Genomic DNA, 18,859 nt, shown 5'->3' with positions numbered 1-18,859 from the left:
GATCAGACCTCCGCGGTGATCAGGTCGGCCGGGGAGGACAGCCGGCCGGTCACGGCGGTGGCCGCGGCGACCTGCGGGGAGACCAGGTGCGTACGGCCGCCCTTGCCCTGCCTGCCCTCGAAGTTGCGGTTGGAGGTGGACGCCGAGCGCTCGCCGGGGGCGAGCTGGTCGGGGTTCATACCCAGGCACATCGAGCAACCGGCGTGCCGCCATTCGGCCCCGGCGGCGGTGAACACCTTGTCGAGCCCCTCTTCGACGGCCTGCAGCGCGACCCGTACGGAGCCGGGCACGACCAGCATCCGTACGCCGTCGGCGACCTGCCGGCCGTTCACCACCTCGGCGGCGGAGCGCAGGTCCTCGATCCGGCCGTTGGTGCAGGAGCCGACGAACACGGTGTCGACCGCGATCTCGCGCAGCGGCTGCCCCGCGGTGAGGCCCATGTACTCCAGCGCCTTCTCCGCCGCCTGCCGCTCGCTGGCGTCGTCGAAGGACGCCGGGTCGGGCACCTGCGCCGACAGCGGCGCGCCCTGCCCGGGGTTGGTGCCCCAGGTGACGAACGGGGCCAGCTCGGCGGCCTCGATGACGACCTCCCGGTCGAAGACCGCGTCGTCGTCGGTGCGCAGCGTGCGCCAGTACTCGACGGCCGCGTCCCAGCCGGAACCCTCCGGGGCGTGCGGGCGGCCCTTGAGGTACGCGAACGTCGTCTCGTCCGGGGCGACCATCCCGGCGCGCGCGCCGGCCTCGATGGACATGTTGCAGATCGTCATCCGCGCCTCCATCGAGAGCTTCTCGACGGCCTCGCCGCGGTACTCGATCACGTAGCCCTGCCCGCCGCCGGTGCCGATGCGGGCGATGATCGCGAGGATCAGGTCCTTGGCGGTGACGCCCTCGGGCAACTCGCCGTTGACGGTCACGGCCATGGTCCTGAACGGGGCCATCGGCAGCGTCTGGGTGGCGAGCACGTGCTCGACCTGGCTGGTGCCGATGCCGAACGCCAGCGCGCCGAACGCACCGTGCGTGGAGGTGTGGCTGTCGCCGCAGACCACGGTGGTGCCCGGCTGGGTGAGCCCGAGCTGCGGGCCGACGACGTGCACGACGCCCTGCTCGACGTCGCCGAGCGGGTGCAGCCGGACACCGAAGTCGGCGCAGTTCTTGCGGAGGGTCTCCAGCTGCGTACGCGAGACCGGGTCGGCGATGGGCTTGTCGATGTCGAGGGTGGGGGTGTTGTGGTCCTCGGTGGCGATGGTGAGGTCGGTCCTGCGCACCGGCCGGCCCGCCTTGCGCAGGCCGTCGAAGGCCTGCGGGCTGGTCACCTCGTGCAGCAGGTGGAGATCGATGAAGAGAAGGTCGGGCTCGCCCTCCGCGCGCCGGACGACATGGTCGTCCCAGACCTTCTCCGCGAGTGTCCTTCCCATCGCATTCCCATCGTCGTCGATTGCGAACTGCGTGTGCGCATGTCCGTGCCGGTGCCCGCAGGCACCGTCCGCTCCCCTCGCGCCGGACGGGGCGCGGTCTCCCCAGGGTGACGCGTTCCCCGGAAATTTGAACTTGCGTTTCACAGTGTGAGACGTGAGTATCGTTGCATGGACAACTCTAGCGGCGTCGGCGTACTCGACAAGGCGGCTGTGGTACTGAGCGCGCTGGAGTCCGGTCCGGCCACCCTCGCCGGGCTGGTCTCCGCGACCGGTCTCGCCCGCCCCACGGCCCACCGCCTCGCGGTGGCGCTGGAACACCACCGGATGGTGGCGCGGGACATGCAGGGCAGGTTCATCCTCGGCCCCCGGCTCGCCGAGCTGGCCGCGGCGGCCGGCGAGGACCGGCTGCTGGCCGCGGCCGGCCCGGTGCTCACGCACCTGCGGGACGTCACGGGCGAGAGCGCTCAGCTCTACCGGCGCCAGGGCGACATGCGCATCTGCGTCGCGGCCGCCGAGCGGCTCTCGGGGCTGCGCGACACCGTCCCGGTGGGCTCCACGCTGCCGATGAAGGCCGGCTCGGCGGCGCAGGTGCTGCTCGCCTGGGAGGAGCCCGAGCGGCTGCACCGCGGGCTGCAGGGCGCGCGGTTCACGGCCACGGCGCTGTCGGGCGTACGGCGCCGGGCGTGGGCCCAGTCCGTCGGGGAGCGGGAGCCGGGGGTGGCGTCCGTCTCGGCGCCCGTGCGCGGCCCGTCGAACCGCGTGGTGGCCGCCGTCTCGGTCTCCGGACCGATCGAGCGGCTGACCCGGCACCCGGGGCGGATGCACGCCCAGGCGGTCGTGGACGCCGCCGCACGGCTCACGGACGCGCTGCGCAGGACGGGCTGAGGCCCGCCGCGCACGGGAAAGGGCCCCCCGCGCCGCGGGAGGCCCTTCGACGTCTGCGCTGGTACCCCCGACCGGATTCGAACCGGCGCTACCGCCTTGAGAGGGCGGCGTGCTAGGCCGCTACACAACGGGGGCCTGTGGACGATCCTCTCCTCGCGATGGAGAGGACCTGTACCCCCGACCGGATTCGAACCGGCGCTACTGCCTTGAGAGGGCAGCGTGCTAGGCCGCTACACAACGGGGGCGTGCACATCTGCAACTGCGTTGCGCTGGGGTACCAGGACTCGAACCTAGACTAACGGAACCAGAATCCGTCGTGCTGCCAATTACACCATACCCCACCAAAACACAACCCCCGTCGCGGGGGCTCTGTTCCGGTGGCCGCCGTTCCCGGCGACGGACAGAACATTACCCGATCGCGGACCGCACTCCAAAACGGGTTAGCGGAGCCGGGCCATGAGGGCGTGCTCGACCAGCGTGATCAGCGTGGACTTCGACTCGGAGCGCTGACGGGCGTCCGTGGTGAGGATCGGCGTCTCGGGCCCGATCTGCAGCGCCTCACGCACCTCGTCCGGCGAGTACGGCTGATGACCGTCGAACCCGTTCAACGCGATCACGAACGGCAACCCCGAGTTCTCGAAGTAATCCACCGCAGGGAAACAATCCGCCAACCGCCGCGTATCCACCAGCACCACCGCACCGATGGCACCACGCACCAGATCGTCCCACATGAACCAGAAACGATCCTGACCAGGCGTCCCAAACAGATACAGGATCAAATCCTGATCCAACGTGATACGACCAAAATCCATCGCCACCGTCGTCGTGGTCTTCCCCGACACCTGCGACAGATCATCGATCCCCGCAGACGCCGACGTCATCACCGCCTCGGTACGCAACGGATTGATCTCCGACACCGAACCGACGAACGTGGTCTTCCCCACCCCGAAACCACCCGCCACCACGATCTTCGCCGACGTGGTCGCACGAGCCGGAGAAGAACCGGCCACACCACTAGAGCTTGCGAAGTCCACTGAGCACCCTTTCGAGCAAAGTCACATCTGGCTGGCCCCCGCGGCTTCGCCGCCGCCCGGCTGGTGGATCGTGACCAGGCCGGCTTCCGCGAGGTCGGCCACGAGGATGCGCGCGACGCCCAGCGGGAGGGTCAGCAACGCGGAGACCTCCGCGACCGACTTGAGTTCATAGCACAGTCGGCAGATGCGCTGGTGCTCGGGGAGCTGGGAAGTGAGGCGGGAGGGGTCGGCAGTGGTCTGCACCAATGCCTCGATGGCGAGCTGATAACGCGGCCGGGTCCGGCCGCCGGTCACGGCGTACGGGCGCACCAGCCGGGACTGCGGGCCTCGGGCCGCGCGGGCGCCGCGGGCCGCAGCCGCGGACTGGGGCTGCGCCGCGGGCGCGGGACTGCCCCGGTGCTGCGCCGGGCCGCCGCCGTACGGAGACGGCGAGGGGTGCTGCGGCTCCCCCGGGGACGAGGGCACGCCGGGGGCCGCGTACGGTACGCCGGGAGGGCCCGGCTGGTGGGGCATCCCGTGCTGCGGGGGCATCCCATGCTGCGGCGGCATGCCCGGCCGGTCGGACTGCGGGCCGTAGCCGTATCGCCAGTCCTCACCGCCGTGAGGTACCTCTTGGTGCGCTGCCACTGCGTTCCCCTTCCCCGACGGCGTGCCGGAGCGTCACTGCACTCGACGCACCTTAGCCCGGCGAGCATGCAACGTGCATCGGTTGTCGGCTAGTTCAGCAGGCTGCCCTGCAGCTCCGCGCGCAGGTCGGGGGTGAGCACGGCGCCCGCCCGGTCGACCAGCAGCGCCATCTCGTAGCCCACCAGACCGATGTCGCACTCCGGGTGCGCCAGCACGGCGAGGGCCGAGCCGTCGGAGATCGACATGATGAAGAGGAAGCCGCGCTCCATCTCCACCACCGTCTGGTTGACGTAGCCGCCCTCGAAGATCCGCGAGGCGCCGGCCGTCAGCGACGTCAGTCCGGAGGCCACCGCCGCCAGTTGGTCGGCGCGGTCACGGGGGAAGCCGTCGGACATCGCGAGGAGGAGTCCGTCGGCGGAGACCACCACCGTGTGCGACACCCCCGGGGTGTTGTCCACGAAATTGGTGATCAACCAGTTCAGGTTCTGCGCCGCCTGGCTCATCGGGCTCACCTAACGCTCCTGATCGTATGTGCCGGGGCCCACGCCCGGTCCGTCATTCCGCTGCGGCCCCCGCTCGCGGCCCTGCTGGACGCCGCGGCGCAGATTGCTCAGCCTGCCGCGCACGTCCTCCGGGGCCCGGGAGACCTGTGGGCCTCCCAGCGGCGCCTGCTCCGCGGTGCCCTCCACCAGATTCTGGCGGGGCACCCGCCGGGGAAGGCCCGCGGGGGTGATCCCGCCCGCCTTCGGTTCGCGCACCTGCTCGGCGCGCTCCCAGCGTTCGTCGTTCGCCGACCTCCACTCGTCGTCGGCCGGCGCCGGCTCCGGTTCGCCGAAGCCGAAGCCCCCGCGGCCGGTGCCGAGCTGTGCCGTAGATTCCGCTTCCGGTACTGCCGGGCTGTCGTACGCGCCCTGCCCCGTCCAGTGGTTCGACGCGGGGCCGGGCTCTACTTGGCCGTAGGTATCGTACGCGGGCTCCGGCGAGATACCCCCGGGCGTGAAGGCATCCGTACCGGCGGCCTCCGCTTCCGGGTCGCGGAAGCCGGGCGTACGGTCCTGCGCCGCCGCTTCCAGCGCGGCCCTGCGCTCCTCGCGGAGCAGCGAGCGCTGGATGGGGTCGAAGACCCCCTCCTGCCCGCCGAGCGCGGGCATGGCCGGGCGCTCCGGCTCGACCTGCGGGTACGGGGAGTCGTCGAAGCCCAGCTCGGCCGCGCTGCGCGGCCGGCCGACGGCGAAGCCGTTCCCCGGGGGCTGGAAGGAGGGGCGGTCGGCGACGATCCGGGAGACGGTGAACTCGTCGTGCTGGTCGGGCGCCTCGGTGGCGCCGCCGAAGGCGATGGCCTCGGGGAGCATCACCAGCGAGGTGGTGCCGGACTGCTCGCCGGACGGGCGCAACTGCACGCGGATGCCGTGCCGGTCGGCGAGCCTGCCGACCACGAACAGGCCCATGCGCTGCGAGATCGCGACGTCCACGGTGGGCGGGTTGGCGAGCCGGTGGTTGATGTCCGCGAAGTCCTCGGCGGTGAGGCCGATGCCCTTGTCGTGGATCTCGACCATCACCCGGCGGTCGGGCAGCCGGGTGGCGGTGACCCGGACCTTGGTGTGCGGCGAGGAGAACGTGGTGGCGTTCTCCAGCAGCTCGGCGAGGAGGTGCACGAGGTCGGTGACGGCGCTGCCGTGGATCTCGACGTCCGGCACGCCCTCCAGCTCGATGCGCTCGTACGACTCGACCTCCGAGGTCGCCGCGCGTAGCACGTCGACGAGCGGGACCGCCTCGTCCATGTGCCGGCCGGTGTCCTCGCCCGCGAGCACCAGCAGGTTCTCGCCGTTGCGGCGCATGCGGGTGGCGAGGTGGTCCATGTGGAAGAGGTTCTCGAGCTGCTCCGGGTCCGCCTCGTGGTCCTCCAGGCCGGAGATGAGCTCGAGCTGGCGCTCGATGAGGCCCTGGTTGCGCCGGGAGAGGTTGGTGAAGATCGCGTTGAGGTTCCCCCGCAGCAGCGCCTGCTCGGCGGCCAGCCGGACGGCCTCGCGGTGCACCTGGTCGAAGGCGCGGGCGACCTCGCCGATCTCGTCCCTGCTGTGCAGCGGGATGGGCTGCACACGGGTGTCCACCCGGCCGGGGTCGGTGCGGGAGAGCTGGTCGACCAGCATCGGCAGCCGCTGCTCGGCGATGCCGAAGGCGGAGTTGCGCAGCAGCCGCATGCTGCGGCCCATGGAGCGGGCCATCATCGCGGCGATGACGAAGCCGATGAGCAGCGCGCCGACCGCGATGGCGGCGCCGACGACGGTGTCGCGCTTGGCGGACTCGACGATCTCGTGGGCGTCGGCCACGGCGCGGTCGGCGAACTCGATCTCGACGGTGCGGTACGCGGCGATGGGCACGCTCGTGGCCGCGTACCACGTCTGCGGGGTGATGCCCTGCTCGGCGAGGTCCGCGGGCGTGACGTCCTCGCCGATGCTCGCGACGCCGGCGAGCATCGCCGCGGGCTCCGGCGGGGCGGTGAACTCGCCGCCGCCGCCCTCGGCCTCGCGCTGCGCCTCGGCGAGCCGCTGCTTGGCCTCTTCCTCCTGGTCGGCCAGCGCGTCCTTGAGCATGCGGTTGTCGGCGGCGGTGCTGCCGGTCCTGAACTCGTCGAGGGCGATGGGCTCCAGATAGGCGAAGGAGGCGAGCGCGGTCTTCTCCTCGGCCAGCACCCCGGCCTTCTCCGGCGGGCTGACGAGCAGCTCGGTGCCGATGGAGCGGACCAGCGAGGCGGAGGACTTGGCGAGCGAGATCGCATACATCGCGCGCCCGTAGGTGGTGATGTTGCTGGTGCCCAGGCCGAGCTCGTTGGCGAAGGTCATCAGCGGGCGGTACATCTGCGCGTACCCGAGGTGGGTGTCGGTGCCGGCCGCCTGGGGCGTGAACGCCGCCTGGCGCATCTGCTCCAGGTTCTTCTCCTGGTCCCGGAAGGCGTCCAGCCGGCGCTGCAGGCCGGGCTTGTCCGGCATGTCCTCGACCTGCCGGTCGAACTCGGCGGCGGCGGCGTCGGTGGCCTTGCGGGCCTCGGTCACCCGGCTCGCCTCGCGGTCTCCGTGCAGCAGAGGCTGCACGGAGACGTCGCGCTCGGCCATGAGACGCTCTGCGTAGTCGCCGGCGGCCTTGGCGACCTTGGCGGTGTTCTCCGCGTCCTGGGCCTCCTGCCAGGTGTCCACGGAGCTGTTCACCTGGAAGCCCGCGAAGACGATGGCCACGAGCACCGGGATCAGCAGGATCGCGTTGAGCCGCGTCGCCACCCGCCAGTTGCGGGGTGAGAACCGGCTGCCGCTGGGCGGCGGGGCCGGCTGCGCCCCGGCAGGGGGCGGCACCGCCGCGTGCGACGGCGGGCTGAAGTTGCCCCGCGCCTCCTGTGCGGGACCCTTGCTGCTGCGCCTCACCGGACCAACAACCTCTCGGCCTACTCTCGGGTCAGTTCCTCGAATTCCAGCACGCCGCGCGGCACATTCCAAACGCCTGCCGAGGACTTCGTACGATCACGCAGGCACCGTCAAAAAGGGCGTAAGCGGCGCCAACCGACAAAGTGCAACCACGGCATCAGCGGAACGGAGTCGACCGCCTGCGTCCTGTGCAACGCACCCCCTCAATCTGCTTCCAAACGTTATCAACGCCTCAGGGGCAGGTTGCACCGTACGGTGCAACCTGCCCCTGGCGGAGTCTTTGGCCGCGGCGTGCGGCCCGGGCGGCCGGCGCGGTCAGCGGAGCCGGGCCATGAGGGCGTGCTCGACCAGCGTGATCAGCGTGGACTTCGACTCGGAGCGCTGACGGGCGTCCGTGGTGAGGATCGGCGTCTCGGGCCCGATCTGCAGCGCCTCACGCACCTCGTCCGGCGAGTACGGCTGATGACCGTCGAACCCGTTCAACGCGATCACGAACGGCAACCCCGAGTTCTCGAAGTAATCCACCGCAGGGAAACAATCCGCCAACCGCCGCGTATCCACCAGCACCACCGCACCGATGGCACCACGCACCAGATCGTCCCACATGAACCAGAAACGATCCTGACCAGGCGTCCCAAACAGATACAGGATCAAATCCTGATCCAACGTGATACGACCAAAATCCATCGCCACCGTCGTCGTGGTCTTCCCCGACACCTGCGACAGATCATCGATCCCCGCAGACGCCGACGTCATCACCGCCTCGGTACGCAACGGATTGATCTCCGACACCGAACCGACGAACGTGGTCTTCCCCACCCCGAAACCACCCGCCACCACGATCTTCGCCGACGTGGTCGCACGAGCCGGAGAAGAACCGGCCACACCACTAGAGCTTGCGAAGTCCACTGAGCACCCTTTCGAGCAAAGTCACATCGGGGGTTCCGTCGGCATCCGTGCCGCCGCCGGGCTGGTGAATGGCCACGAGACCGGCCTCGGCCAGGTCGGCGACCAGAATGCGCGCGACGCCCAGCGGCAGGGTCAGCAGCGCGGAGACCTCGGCGACCGATTTCACCTCGCGGCACAGGTGGCAGATCCGCTGGTGCTCCGGAAGCAGCCCCTGCAGCCGCATCGGGTCGGCCGACGTGCTCACCAGGGCCTCGATGGCGAGCTGATAACGGGGCCGGGTCCGGCCACCGGTCATGGCGTAGGGCCGGACCAGCGGCTGATCGCCTTCACCTTCGTAGGGCTGATGCTGGGCACCACCGTACGAGTCGGGTGAGGCGGGTGGCGGGGTCATGGATCCTCCGGGCGGGAACATGGCCGATGGGGAAGGTCTGATAAAAGCGGTCGGCCGGGCGGCCGGCCGTGGTTCAGTTCAGCAGGCTGCCCTGCAGCTCCGCGCGCAGATCGGGGGTGAGCACCGCGCCCGCCCGGTCGACCAGCAGCGCCATCTCGTAACCAACCAGGCCGATATCGCACTCCGGGTGCGCCAGCACGGCGAGCGAGGAACCGTCGGAGATCGACATGATGAAGAGGAAGCCGCGCTCCATCTCCACCACCGTCTGGTTCACGCTGCCGCCTTCGAAAATGCGGGAGGCACCGGCCGTCAGCGATGTCAGCCCCGACGCCACCGCCGCGAGCTGGTCGGCACGGTCCCGCGGAAAGCCGTCGGACATCGCCAGCAGCAGTCCGTCGGCGGAGACCACCACCGTGTGCGACACCCCCGGGGTGTTGTCCACGAAATTGGTGATCAACCAGTTCAGATTCTGCGCCGCCTGGCTCAATGGACTCAACTAACGCTCCTGCTGATAGGTGGGACCAAAGCCGTTGCCGCCGAGGGTCTCACCGGTGCCGCCGGCCTGGCGGCCCCGCTGGATCCCCCGGCGCAGGCTGGTGAGCCTGCCGCGCACATCGTCGGGCGCGCGCGAGACCTGGGTCCCGCTGGCGTTCGAGGACTCCTGCGCGGTGCCCGCCACGAGGTTGGCGCGCGGCACCCGCCTCGGCAGCCCCGACGTGGTGACGCCGCCGGCCTGCGGGGTGCGCAACTGCTCCGCGCGGCGCCAGCGGTCGTCGTTGGGAGAGGGGCGCCAGGCCGGTGCGGGGGTGGCCGTGGCCGGCTGCGGCGCGGGAGCGGAGGGTTCGGCCGCGGTGTCCCGGTCCGGTTCCTCGGCGGTGGGCGCGTCGGCCGTGGGCTGCTCGGCGGTGGTGGCCGCGGGGGTCTGCCCGCGGCCGCGGCTCTCGCGGAACCAGTTGGACTCCATCGACTCGAAGATCGGCGTGGGTTCGTCGCCCCGGGTGGGTACGGGGGCGCCGTCGAGCAGGCCGTCGTCGAGGGGCGATTCGGCCCGCTGCGCCGGTACGGCCGCCGGGTACTCGCCGGTGTCGTGCGGGGCCGGGCGCTGCCCGGGGACCGCGTACTCGCCGGTGTCGCCGGGGCCGGGGCGCTGACCCGGCATCGCGTACTCGCCCGTGTCACCGGGACCCGGACGCCGGCCGGGCATCGCGTACTCGCCGGTGTCCCCGGGGCCCGGACGCTGGCCGGGCATCGCGTACTCGCCCGTGTCGCCGGGGCCGGGGCGCTGACCCGGCATGGCGTACTCGCCGGTGTCACCGGGACCCGGACGCGCCACCGGGTGCTCGCCCGTGTCGTACGACGCGGGGGCCGCCGGGGGCAGCGCGTGGGCGCCGGTGTCCTGCGGGCCGCCGCCGGGGCGGGCCACGGGGTGCGCCCCGGTGTCGCCAGGACCGGACTGCGGGCGACGCTGCAACGGCGGCGCCGGGTGCTCGCCGGTGTCCTGCGGGGCGCCGTACGCGGCCGACTCGCCGGGTACGGGCGCCTGCGGAGAGCGCGGCGGCGGCACGGAGCCGAACGCCGGGATGCCCGCGGCGCCGCCGGGCGGCGGGCCCGCGGTGTCGGGGCGGGAGAACTGCGTGGTGTCGGCGTCGTCGTGCTGCCGCGGTCCCTCGTGCCGGTCGCGGCCGGAGTCGCGCAGCCCGGCGCCGGTGTGCTGGGCCTCCGCGGGCTCGCGGGCACCGGAGTCGGCGCCCGGCCTGCCGGGCAGCCCGGAACGGCCGGGCGAGGACCCGAGGCCGCTACCCGAATGGGAGTTCGCCCCCGGTGCGGTGCCGAAGGCCGAACCGCCCGGGAAGGCGGAGCCCGTACCGGGGCCGGACGAGCGGCCGAAGGCCGAACCGGCGCCCGCCGGTTCGCGCCCGGGCAGTCCGGGCCGCTTGCCGGGACCGCCGGGGCCGCCCGCATCGCCGGGCCCGCCCGAGCCGCCGACGTCGCGGCTGGGCAGCGCGGGCCGGCCGGGACCTGCGCCCGCCCCCACCTGGCCGCGCTGCTGCGCGGCGCCGAGCCTGCTCATCGCGCCCGCGCGGGCCGCGGCACCGCCGCGCCCCGGGGCGCCGTTGCCGGCGCCGCCGGCGCCCGCGCCCGGTGCGCCGGACGCGGCGCCCGCCGGCTGCTTGCCGCCCGCGCCGCCGCCGTTCTGCGTGACGTCGACGGGGAGCATGACCAGCGCGGTGGTGCCGCCGGAGTCGGAGGGGCGCAACTGGATGCGGATGCCGTGCCGCAGGGACAGCCGGCCGACCACGAAGAGGCCCATGCGGCGGGAGACGGAGACGTCGACCGTGGGCGGGTTGGCCAGCCGCTCGTTGATCGCCCCGAGGTCCTCGGGCGACAGGCCGATGCCGGTGTCGTGGATCTCCACGAGCACCCGGCCGTCGGGCAGCGCGTGGCCGGTGACCTTCACCTTGGTCTGCGGCGAGGAGAACGACGTGGCGTTCTCCAGCAGCTCGGCCAGCAGGTGCACGAGGTCGTTGACGACACGGCCGGCGACCTGGGTGGCGGGCACGGCGGAGAGTTCGATGCGCTCGTACTGCTCCACCTCGGAGGCGGCGGCGCGCAGCACGTCGACCAGCGGGACCGGGCGGGTCCACCGGCGGCCCGGCTCCTCGCCCGCGAGGACGAGGAGGTTCTCGCCGTTGCGGCGCATGCGGGTCGCGAGGTGGTCGAGCTTGAAGAGGTTCTCGAGCTGGTCCGGGTCCGCCTCGCGGGACTCCAGTTCGGATATGAGTGAGAGCTGACGCTGGATGAGGCCCTGGCTCCGGCGCGAGAGGTTGGTGAACATCGCGTTCACGTTGCCCCGCAGCAGCGCCTGCTCGGCGGCCAGCCGGACCGCCTCGCGGTGCACGTCGTCGAACGCGGACGCCACCTTGCCGATCTCGTCCCGGCTGCGGATGCCCACGGTCTCGACGGAGGTGTCGACGTCCTGCGGGTCGGCGTCGGAGAGCTGCCTGACCAGCTCGGGCAGCCGCTTCTGGGCGACGGTCTGCGCGGTGTCCTGCAGCCGGCGCAGCGAGCGGACCATGGAGCGGGCGACGACGAAGGCGCCGGCGAGCGAGATGAGCAGGACGAGGAGGATCAGCACGCCGTTGAAGATCGCGTCGTTCTGGGCCTCGGACCGCAGATCGCGCGCGGTCTGCTCCATCTCCTGGAGCAGGTGCTGCTCGATCTTCTTCATCTCTTCGATCTTGACGCTGTCCAGCTCGTACCAGTGCCGGTAGCTCATGTCGGCGTTCTTGATGCTGTCCGGGTTGTTCACCAGGTTCTTGGCGAACGTGTCGGCCTGCTGCACGGAGGCGTTGCCGCCGTCCAGCGAGCGCATCAGATCCGTCAGACCGATCCGGCCCGAGTAGAGGTGGGCGAAGAGCTTGAGCGAGGAACTCTCCGCCTCCTGGGCGGAGGCGGCTTCCAGCCGGTCGGCCTCGGCGAACTCGTCGCGCGGCTCCTCGGCGAGGGCGGCGCTGATGATCGCCTGCTGGACGGACGCGTACTCCTTGGCGGAGGAGAAGGTGGCCAGCGCCCGGGTCTTGGCGATCATGTCCGGGTTGCTGGTCGCCAGGGCCATGTCCTGGGAGAGCGAGACCAGGGAGTCGACCAGTTCGCCGTACGCCTTCACCGTCTGGGCGGCGCCCCCGGTGTCGTCCGAATAGGCCGTCTTGCGAATGCTGTTGATCTTGTTGAGCTTCTCGATGACGCTCGTGAGCGAGTTGTTGACCCCGGCGAGGTCCTCGTCGTCGGTGGTGTCGATCTCGTCCGCGGACCGGGTGAAGGCGATCAGGGCCTTGTCGGTCTCGTCGCGGGCGTCGGTGATGTCCGGGTGCTTCGGGTTGCCGTCGACGATGAGGCCGGCCGACTTGTCGCGCTCCTGCTGGAGCATGTCGGCGAGTTCGGTGGCCTCTTCCGTCATGTCCGTCAGCAGCTTCATGTTCTCGAGCTGCTGCAGGTTCTGCCAGGAGTCCTCGATGCGGAAAGCTCCCAGCGTGGTCGCGGCGACCACGGGGAGCGCGAGGAGCGAGACAAGTCTGGTGCTGATGCGCCAGTTGCGCAGCAGGATCCGGGAGCCCGGGCCCTTGGAGCCCTTGGGCTGCTGCATGTTGGCGAAGTCGCCGGCCTCGGGCGCGGGTATTCGGGCGCTGCCGCGGTCGGCGTTCCGGTCCGGCGAGGAGCTCGCGCTCTGGCCGTACCGAAGGGAGGCTGCGCGGTCGGTCTTCCCACGCACCTCAGGCTCGCCCGGAACGCTGCCGTCAGTCTTCAATCGTCCCTGCACTAGCGTCGCAACCTCTAGGACCGGCTCCGGCGCATGCGCCGGAGCGTTGTCTGGTCGTGCGGGAGCTTAGGCCCCCGCCCGCCGTGAACCAACCGGCGCACGCTCCCCGCACAGCCCCCCGCGTGGCGCCCCGTTGCGCCCTCTGCGTCGACTGCACTCCAGCGACGGTCCGTGGAATTCCAGCACAGTGCCGGGATCTCCAACAAGGCCCGGGGGTAACAGCTCGACCGCAACTACGCACCGTGCCAGACAGATTACATGCGGTTGACGCGGCGGGTGGGGATAACGGACATTTTCCTACGAGGTGCATGGCGCGGGCCCGTGTCCCGGGTCGCGCCCATCGGTCGGGAAATGTCGCCCCTGTGGGTAGATGGCCCGTTTCAGCCCGACGTCGGGGCCGACGATATTTGGCTTTCGTCACCGACGAGGTGAGGAAAGTCACAATGCCGTACGGGATGGGTCCCGGCGGTGCGGGGAATAGCGGCCCCTTACCCTTCCCTTGACACAGTGAATCATTCCGTAAAGCTCGGTCTCGTCGGCCCGACAGCGGGCCCCGGCACGTAAAGGCGCGCGTAACCCTCATGATCTTCCGCACCATAGCCAACCCGCGGCGCACCACCCTCGCCCACCTCGACGACGCCGGGGACCTGCTGCTTCCCGAGCCGCCCGCGGCGGTCGCCGCCCGGATCGCCGCCGCGGCCCCGGCCGCCCAGCCGCCGGAGCGCACCGCGAACCCGCGCCGTACGGTGCTGGAGGAGATCCCGTCCGGCGCCTGACCCGCGCGGCACGGCGGCGAGCGGCGGGGCGATAACCTGGGCCCCGTGCGTATCGCCAGGTTCTCCGTCGACGGCAGCGTCGCGTTCGGTGTGGTCGAGGGCTCCGACGGCTTCGACGGGGCGGGCGCCCCGCGGGGCGAGGTCACCCTCGACGTGATCAAGGGCCATCCCTTCGCCGAGTTCGAGCGGTCCGGCCGCAAGCTCCCGCTGGACAAGGTGCGGTTGCTGCCCCCCGTCCTCCCCAACAAGGTCGTCGCGATCGGCCGCAACTACGCCGAGCACGCCGCGGAGCTGGGCAACGAGGTGCCGGAGGTGCCCGTCACCTTCTTCAAACCGTCCACCTCGGTGATCGGGCCCGGCGACCCCATCGCGTACCCCTCCTTCTCCGAGGACCTGCAGCACGAGGCGGAGCTGGCCGTCGTCATCGGCCGGCTCTGCCGCGACGTGCCGCTGGAGCGGGCCCAGGACGTGATCCTCGGCTACACCTGTGCGAACGACGTGACCGCGCGGGACGTGCAGCGGCGCGAGAAGCAGTGGGCCAGGGCCAAGGGCTTCGACACCTCCTGCCCGCTCGGCCCCTGGGTCGAGACGGACCTGGGGCACGACAGGATCGCCGGGGGCATCGCCATCCAGTGCACCGTCAACGGCGCCCAGCGCCAGCTCGGCAGCACCACGGACCTGATCCGCTCGATCCCGGAGCTGATCGTGCACGTCACCGAGGCGATGACGCTGCTGCCCGGCGACGTCATCCTCACCGGGACCCCCGCGGGCGTCGGCCCGCTCCACGACGGCGACGAGGTCGCCGTCACCATCGAAGGCATCGGCACTCTCGCCAACAAGGTGATCAAGCGTGGCTAGCGCAGCCCCCCCGGCCCCCCTGCGGGTCCGCTTCTGTCCCTCCCCCACCGGCAACCCCCACGTGGGCCTGGTGCGCACCGCCCTCTTCAACTGGGCGTACGCCCGCCACACCGGCGGCTCGCTGGTCTTCCGGATCGAGGACACCGACGCGGCCCGCGACTCCGAGGAGTCGTACGAGCAACTGCTCGACTCCTTCCGCTGGCTCGGCATCGACTGGGACGAGGGCCCCGAGGCCGGCGGCCCGCACGCGCCGTACCGGCAGTCGCAGCGCATGGACATCTACGCCGACGTGGCCGGCCGGCTCCAGGACGCCGGGCACGCCTACCGCTGCTACTGCACCGCGGCGGAGCTGGAGGAGCGCCGCGAGACGGCGCGCGCGGCGGGGCGGCCCTCCGGGTACGACGGGCACTGCCGCGACCTGAGCGCCGAGCAGGTGGCCGCGTACGAGGCCGAGGGCCGCACCTCGATCGTCCGCTTCCGCATGCCGGACGAGACGATCACCTTCACCGACCTGGTCCGCGGCGAGCTGACCTTCGCACCCGAGAACGTCACGGACTACGGGATCGTGCGCGCCAACGGCGCCCCGCTCTACACCCTGGTCAACCCCGTCGACGACGCGCTGATGGAGATCACGCACGTGCTGCGCGGCGAGGACCTGCTCTCCTCCACCCCGCGGCAGATCGCGCTCTACCGCGCGCTGATCGACCTCGGCGTCGCCAAGCGGGTGCCGGACTTCGGGCACCTGCCCTACGTCATGGGCGAGGGCAACAAGAAGCTCTCCAAGCGCGACCCGCAGGCTTCGCTCAACCTCTACCGGGAGCGCGGCTTCCTGCCCGAGGGGCTGATCAACTACCTCTCGCTGCTGGGCTGGTCGCTCTCCGCCGACCGGGACGTCTTCACCCGCGAGGAGCTGGTCGCGGCCTTCGACATCGCCGACGTCGTGCCCAACCCGGCCCGCTTCGACCTGAAGAAGGCCGAGGCCATCAACGCGGACCACATCCGCATGCTCGACGTGAAGGACTTCGCCGAGCGCTGCGCCCCCTGGCTGCGGGCGCCGCACGCCCCGTGGCCGGCGGAGTCGTTCGACCCGGACGCCTTCGCGGCGGTGGCGCCGCTGGCGCAGACGCGGCTGACCGTGCTCTCCGACATCACGGCCAACGTCGACTTCCTCTTCCTCGACGAGCCGGTGTTCGACGAGAAGTCGTGGGACAAGGCGATGAAACCGGGGCAGCCGGGCGCGGCCGACCTGCTGCGCACGGCGCGCGCGAAGCTGGCGGCGGCCGAGTGGTCGGCGGAGCCGCTGAAGGAGGCGGTGCTCGCGGCGGGCGAGGAGCACGGCCTGAAGCTGGGCAAGGCGCAGGCGCCGGTACGGGTCGCGGTGACGGGGCGGACGGTGGGGCTGCCGCTCTTCGAGTCCCTGGAGGTGCTGGGCCGCGAGCGGACGCTGGCGCGCGTGGACGCGGCACTGGCCAGGCTGGCGGCGGAGCCGCGGGGCTGAGGCGGCACGGCGCCGACGACGCGTGAAGGCCCCGCCTGCGGCGGGGCCTTCGGTGTGCGCGGGGCCGGGTGTCGCCGGCCGGGTCAGCGCTGCCAGCTGTGCGGGGCGCGGAACCCGTGCTGGCGCTCCAGTCGGCGCCAGCGGGCCGCGGAGCCGCCGTGCCCGCCGTGGCGGGCGTGCGTCGGCTGCGGGGCGGCGGCGCGGGCGAGGAGCACCGCGGTGAGCGCGGCGAGCTCCTCCTCGCTGGCCTCGCCCTTCTCGACGCGGACGAGGTTCTCGGTGTGCTGCGTGGTCACGTCTGTGCTCCTGGGCTGTTCTGCGCGGTCGGCTGCGGGCTGCGGGGCGTGCGGAAGCGGCGGGGTCACTGCGGCGGGTTGCCGTGCTTGCGCGCCGGCAGGTCCGCGTGCTTCGTACGCAGCATCGCCAGGGACCGGATGAGGATCTGGCGGGTGTCCACGGGGTCGATGACGTCGTCCACGAGGCCGCGTTCGGCCGCGTAGTAGGGGTGCATCAGCTCCGCCTTGTACTGCTTGACCATGTCGGTGCGCTTGGCGTCGGGGTCGTCCGCGGCCGCGATGTCACGCCGGAAGATCACGTTCGCCGCGCCCTCCGCACCCATCACCGCGATCTCGTTGGTCGGCCAGGCATACGTCAGATCCGCACCGATGGACTGACTGTCCATCACGATGTACGCCCCGCCGTACGCCTTCCGCAACACCACCGAGATCCGCGGCACCGTGGCATTGCAGTACGCATACAGCAGCTTCGCCCCATGCCGGATGATCCCGCCATGCTCCTGATCCACCCCCGGCAGGAAGCCCGGGACGTCGAGCAGGGTGACGATCGGAATATTGAAAGCATCGCACATCTGGACAAAGCGGGCACCCTTCTCGCTCGCCTCGATGTCCAGAACCCCCGCAAGGGACTGCGGCTGATTGGCGACGATGCCCACCACCTGACCGTCCAGCCGGGTGAGCGCACAGATCAGATTCGTCGCCCAGCGCTCATGCACCTCAAGGTACTCACCGTCATCGACGAGCTCCTCGATCACCCTGCGCATGTCATACGGGCGGTTGCCGTCCGCCGGCACCAGATCCAGCAGCACATCACCACCGCGGTCCGCCGGATCCTCCGCGGTGACCGCCGGGGGGTTCTCGCGGTTGTTCTGCGGCAGCATCGACAGCAGATACCGCACCTCCTCCAGGCACGTCACCTCGTCGTCATACGCGAAGTGGCACACCCCCGAGGTCTCCGCATGCACATCCGCACCGCCCAGCCCGTTCTGCGTGATCTCCTCACCCGTCACCGCCTTCACCACGTCCGGACCGGTGATGAACATCTGCGACGTCTCACGCACCATGAACACGAAGTCCGTCAGCGCCGGACTGTAGGCCGCACCACCCGCACACGGACCGAGCATCACCGAGATCTGCGGAATCACCCCCGACGCACGGGTATTGCGCTGGAAGATCCCCCCGTAACCGGCGAGCGCCGAGACACCCTCCTGAATACGCGCACCCGCACCGTCGTTCAGCGACACCAGCGGCGCACCCGCCGCGATCGCCTTGTCCATGATCTTGTGGATCTTCTCCGCATGCGCCTCACCGAGAGCGCCGCCGAAGATCCTGAAGTCGTGCGCGTAGACGAACACCGTCCGCCCGTGCACCGTCCCCCAGCCGGTGATGACGCCATCGGTGTACGGCCGCTTCGCCTCCAGGCCGAACCCCGAAGCACGATGCCGCCGCAGCGGCTCCACCTCACTGAACGACCCCTCGTCCAGCAGCAGGTCGATCCGCTCCCGCGCAGTCAGCTTCCCCTTGGCCTTCTGCGCGGCGGTCGCCCGCTCACTCGGCCCCGCGTGAGCCTGCTCGCGAATGCGGCGCAGTTCGGCCGCCCGCCCCCGGGCCTCGTTCTCGACGGCGCCTGCCGTCGCTGCCGCGTCGGAGGGGGCGTAGTCCACTGTGGTCATGAAACGACGGTACGGGTACTTGGGCATCGAACCTTATGTCATTTCCCTACAACGTCGGCCGGTAAATCATGAGCACCCGGCACTATGCGCAGGTGACGGGGCCAGAGATCGGCCAACGACACGTCGATCAGGGCTGTAGGGCTTCGACAAGCAGTTGGACAGATCGTTGGCGCACGAGAAGGTTCCGTAGCAGACCTTCTTGTTAGTCTGGAGCCATGACCACCATGCCCGCATCCCGCGCACCCGCCCGTACCGTGCCGGACATCACCGGCATCCTCATGCACACCGCGCACGTGCTCAACACCCGGCTGTCCGCCGCACTGACGGAGGTCGGACTGCTCCAGCGCGAGCAGTGCGTGCTCGTCCACGCGCTCGCGGCCGAGCATACCCAGGGGCAGCTCGCCGAGCTGTCGCGCATGGACAAGACCACGATGGTCGTGACCGTGGACGGCCTGGAGAAGGCCGGGTACGCCGAGCGGCGGCCGTCGAGCACGGACCGCAGGGCGCGCATCATCCACGTCACCGAGGCCGGCGCGGAGGTCGCCGCGCGCGGCCAGGAGGTCGTCGACCGCGTGCACCAGGAGGTGCTCGACGCGCTGCCGGCCGCGCAGCGGGACGTCTTCGTCGCCGCCCTGGAGGGCCTGATGGCCGGCCCGCTCGCCGAGCCCGTCCCGTCCGAACAGCCGGTCCGCCGGGCCCGGCAGGCGCGGCGGTAAGCGGCGAGAAGGTCCGTACAAGAAAACTGAATAAGAGATAGTCCCGT

General features: G+C 71.2%; 15 protein-coding genes, 3 tRNA genes and 1 pseudogene. 5 read left to right on the top strand and 14 right to left on the bottom strand.

Annotated features, from left to right (window positions below; all coding sequences use genetic code 11):
- Positions 1 to 2: 2 nt before the first annotated feature.
- Positions 3 to 1,415 carry a 3-isopropylmalate dehydratase large subunit gene (leuC, locus tag DMB38_RS27185; protein WP_125937356.1) on the bottom strand — a complete coding sequence of 471 codons (1,413 nt, stop codon included), beginning with the start codon at positions 1,413 to 1,415 and terminating at the stop codon, positions 3 to 5.
- A 168-nt stretch (positions 1,416 to 1,583) separates the two neighbouring features.
- Between leuC and DMB38_RS27180 the strand changes: the two genes are divergently transcribed.
- A complete protein-coding gene (locus DMB38_RS27180; RefSeq protein WP_047018299.1) occupies positions 1,584 to 2,300 on the top strand; it encodes an IclR family transcriptional regulator in 717 nt (238 codons plus the stop codon).
- Positions 2,301 to 2,359: 59 nt separating this feature from the next.
- Here DMB38_RS27180 and DMB38_RS27175 read toward each other — a convergent pair.
- The 11 genes and pseudogenes from DMB38_RS27175 to DMB38_RS27125 all read right to left on the bottom strand — a co-directional run bounded on the left by DMB38_RS27175 (position 2,360) and on the right by DMB38_RS27125 (position 12,947).
- Positions 2,360 to 2,435 (bottom strand) — tRNA-Glu (locus DMB38_RS27175).
- 37 nt (positions 2,436 to 2,472) lie between these two features.
- Positions 2,473 to 2,545, bottom strand: a tRNA-Glu gene (locus tag DMB38_RS27170).
- Positions 2,546 to 2,569: 24 nt separating this feature from the next.
- Positions 2,570 to 2,641: transfer RNA gene (locus tag DMB38_RS27165), tRNA-Gln, on the bottom strand.
- 99 nt (positions 2,642 to 2,740) lie between these two features.
- Positions 2,741 to 3,334 carry an ATP/GTP-binding protein gene (locus DMB38_RS27160; protein WP_078572953.1) on the bottom strand — a complete coding sequence of 198 codons (594 nt, stop codon included), beginning with the start codon at positions 3,332 to 3,334 and terminating at the stop codon, positions 2,741 to 2,743.
- Positions 3,315 to 3,883: pseudogene (locus tag DMB38_RS37200) on the bottom strand (DUF742 domain-containing protein). The gene DMB38_RS27160 and the pseudogene DMB38_RS37200 overlap by 20 nt, the downstream one beginning before the upstream one ends.
- A gap of 167 nt (positions 3,884 to 4,050) precedes the next feature.
- Complete coding sequence (locus tag DMB38_RS27150) at positions 4,051 to 4,464, bottom strand: roadblock/LC7 domain-containing protein (protein WP_078524293.1); 414 nt, start codon at positions 4,462 to 4,464, stop codon at positions 4,051 to 4,053.
- Between the two features lie 9 nt (positions 4,465 to 4,473).
- Positions 4,474 to 7,236, bottom strand: coding sequence for a sensor histidine kinase (locus DMB38_RS27145; RefSeq protein WP_125939309.1), 2,763 nt, complete (start codon positions 7,234 to 7,236; stop codon positions 4,474 to 4,476).
- A 456-nt stretch (positions 7,237 to 7,692) separates the two neighbouring features.
- Positions 7,693 to 8,286 (bottom strand): ATP/GTP-binding protein, encoded by a 594-nt coding sequence (locus DMB38_RS27140; protein ID WP_078572953.1) that lies wholly within the window; start codon positions 8,284 to 8,286, stop codon positions 7,693 to 7,695.
- Positions 8,267 to 8,677, bottom strand: coding sequence for a DUF742 domain-containing protein (locus DMB38_RS27135; RefSeq protein WP_026276533.1), 411 nt, complete (start codon positions 8,675 to 8,677; stop codon positions 8,267 to 8,269). The genes DMB38_RS27140 and DMB38_RS27135 overlap by 20 nt, the downstream gene beginning before the upstream one ends.
- A gap of 73 nt (positions 8,678 to 8,750) precedes the next feature.
- Positions 8,751 to 9,173, bottom strand: a complete 423-nt coding sequence (locus DMB38_RS27130; protein WP_047018298.1) for a roadblock/LC7 domain-containing protein — start codon at positions 9,171 to 9,173, stop codon at positions 8,751 to 8,753.
- On the bottom strand, positions 9,174 to 12,947 hold the full coding sequence (locus DMB38_RS27125) for a nitrate- and nitrite sensing domain-containing protein (protein WP_125937355.1): 3,774 nt from the start codon (positions 12,945 to 12,947) through the stop codon (positions 9,174 to 9,176).
- 629 nt (positions 12,948 to 13,576) lie between these two features.
- Here DMB38_RS27125 and DMB38_RS27120 point away from each other — a divergent pair.
- Genes DMB38_RS27120 through gltX form a run of 3 tightly spaced genes read left to right on the top strand, consistent with a single transcriptional unit; the run spans position 13,577 to position 16,127 of the window.
- Positions 13,577 to 13,771, top strand: coding sequence for a hypothetical protein (locus tag DMB38_RS27120; RefSeq protein ID WP_125937354.1), 195 nt, complete (start codon positions 13,577 to 13,579; stop codon positions 13,769 to 13,771).
- 45 nt (positions 13,772 to 13,816) lie between these two features.
- Positions 13,817 to 14,629: a fumarylacetoacetate hydrolase family protein gene (locus DMB38_RS27115; protein WP_125937353.1), complete on the top strand. Its 813-nt coding sequence runs from the start codon at positions 13,817 to 13,819 to the stop codon at positions 14,627 to 14,629.
- Between the two features lie 19 nt (positions 14,630 to 14,648).
- Entirely contained in the window at positions 14,649 to 16,127 is a 1,479-nt protein-coding gene (gltX, locus tag DMB38_RS27110; protein ID WP_125939308.1) for a glutamate--tRNA ligase, read from the top strand.
- 83 nt (positions 16,128 to 16,210) lie between these two features.
- On the opposite strand, the gene DMB38_RS27105 is transcribed toward gltX, so the two are convergent.
- Both DMB38_RS27105 and DMB38_RS27100 read right to left on the bottom strand, forming a co-directional pair.
- The gene (locus DMB38_RS27105; RefSeq protein WP_047018293.1) at positions 16,211 to 16,423 is read right to left on the bottom strand and encodes an acyl-CoA carboxylase epsilon subunit; all 213 of its coding nucleotides are present in this window, start codon (positions 16,421 to 16,423) and stop codon (positions 16,211 to 16,213) included.
- Between the two features lie 65 nt (positions 16,424 to 16,488).
- A complete protein-coding gene (locus DMB38_RS27100; protein ID WP_125937352.1) occupies positions 16,489 to 18,096 on the bottom strand; it encodes an acyl-CoA carboxylase subunit beta in 1,608 nt (535 codons plus the stop codon).
- A 215-nt stretch (positions 18,097 to 18,311) separates the two neighbouring features.
- Between DMB38_RS27100 and DMB38_RS27095 the strand changes: the two genes are divergently transcribed.
- Entirely contained in the window at positions 18,312 to 18,812 is a 501-nt protein-coding gene (locus tag DMB38_RS27095) for a MarR family transcriptional regulator (RefSeq protein ID WP_125937351.1), read from the top strand.
- Positions 18,813 to 18,859: the final 47 nt, after the last annotated feature.

The sequence above is a fragment of the Streptomyces sp. WAC 06738 genome (genome assembly GCF_003945505.1).
Classification (GTDB): Bacteria; Actinomycetota; Actinomycetes; order Streptomycetales; family Streptomycetaceae; genus Streptomyces.
Note: the sequence above shows the minus strand (reverse complement) of the source record. Positions and strands in the feature narration are given on the sequence as shown.

Coding starts and splice junctions, on each gene's coding strand:
- leuC (WP_125937356.1), bottom strand. CDS start 1,415: ATGGGAAGGACACTCGCGGAGAAGGTCTGGGACGACCATGTCGTCCGG.
- DMB38_RS27180 (WP_047018299.1), top strand. CDS start 1,584: ATGGACAACTCTAGCGGCGTCGGCGTACTCGACAAGGCGGCTGTGGTA.
- DMB38_RS27150 (WP_078524293.1), bottom strand. CDS start 4,464: ATGAGCCAGGCGGCGCAGAACCTGAACTGGTTGATCACCAATTTCGTG.
- DMB38_RS27135 (WP_026276533.1), bottom strand. CDS start 8,677: ATGACCCCGCCACCCGCCTCACCCGACTCGTACGGTGGTGCCCAGCAT.
- DMB38_RS27120 (WP_125937354.1), top strand. CDS start 13,577: ATGATCTTCCGCACCATAGCCAACCCGCGGCGCACCACCCTCGCCCAC.
- DMB38_RS27100 (WP_125937352.1), bottom strand. CDS start 18,096: ATGACCACAGTGGACTACGCCCCCTCCGACGCGGCAGCGACGGCAGGC.
- DMB38_RS27095 (WP_125937351.1), top strand. CDS start 18,312: ATGACCACCATGCCCGCATCCCGCGCACCCGCCCGTACCGTGCCGGAC.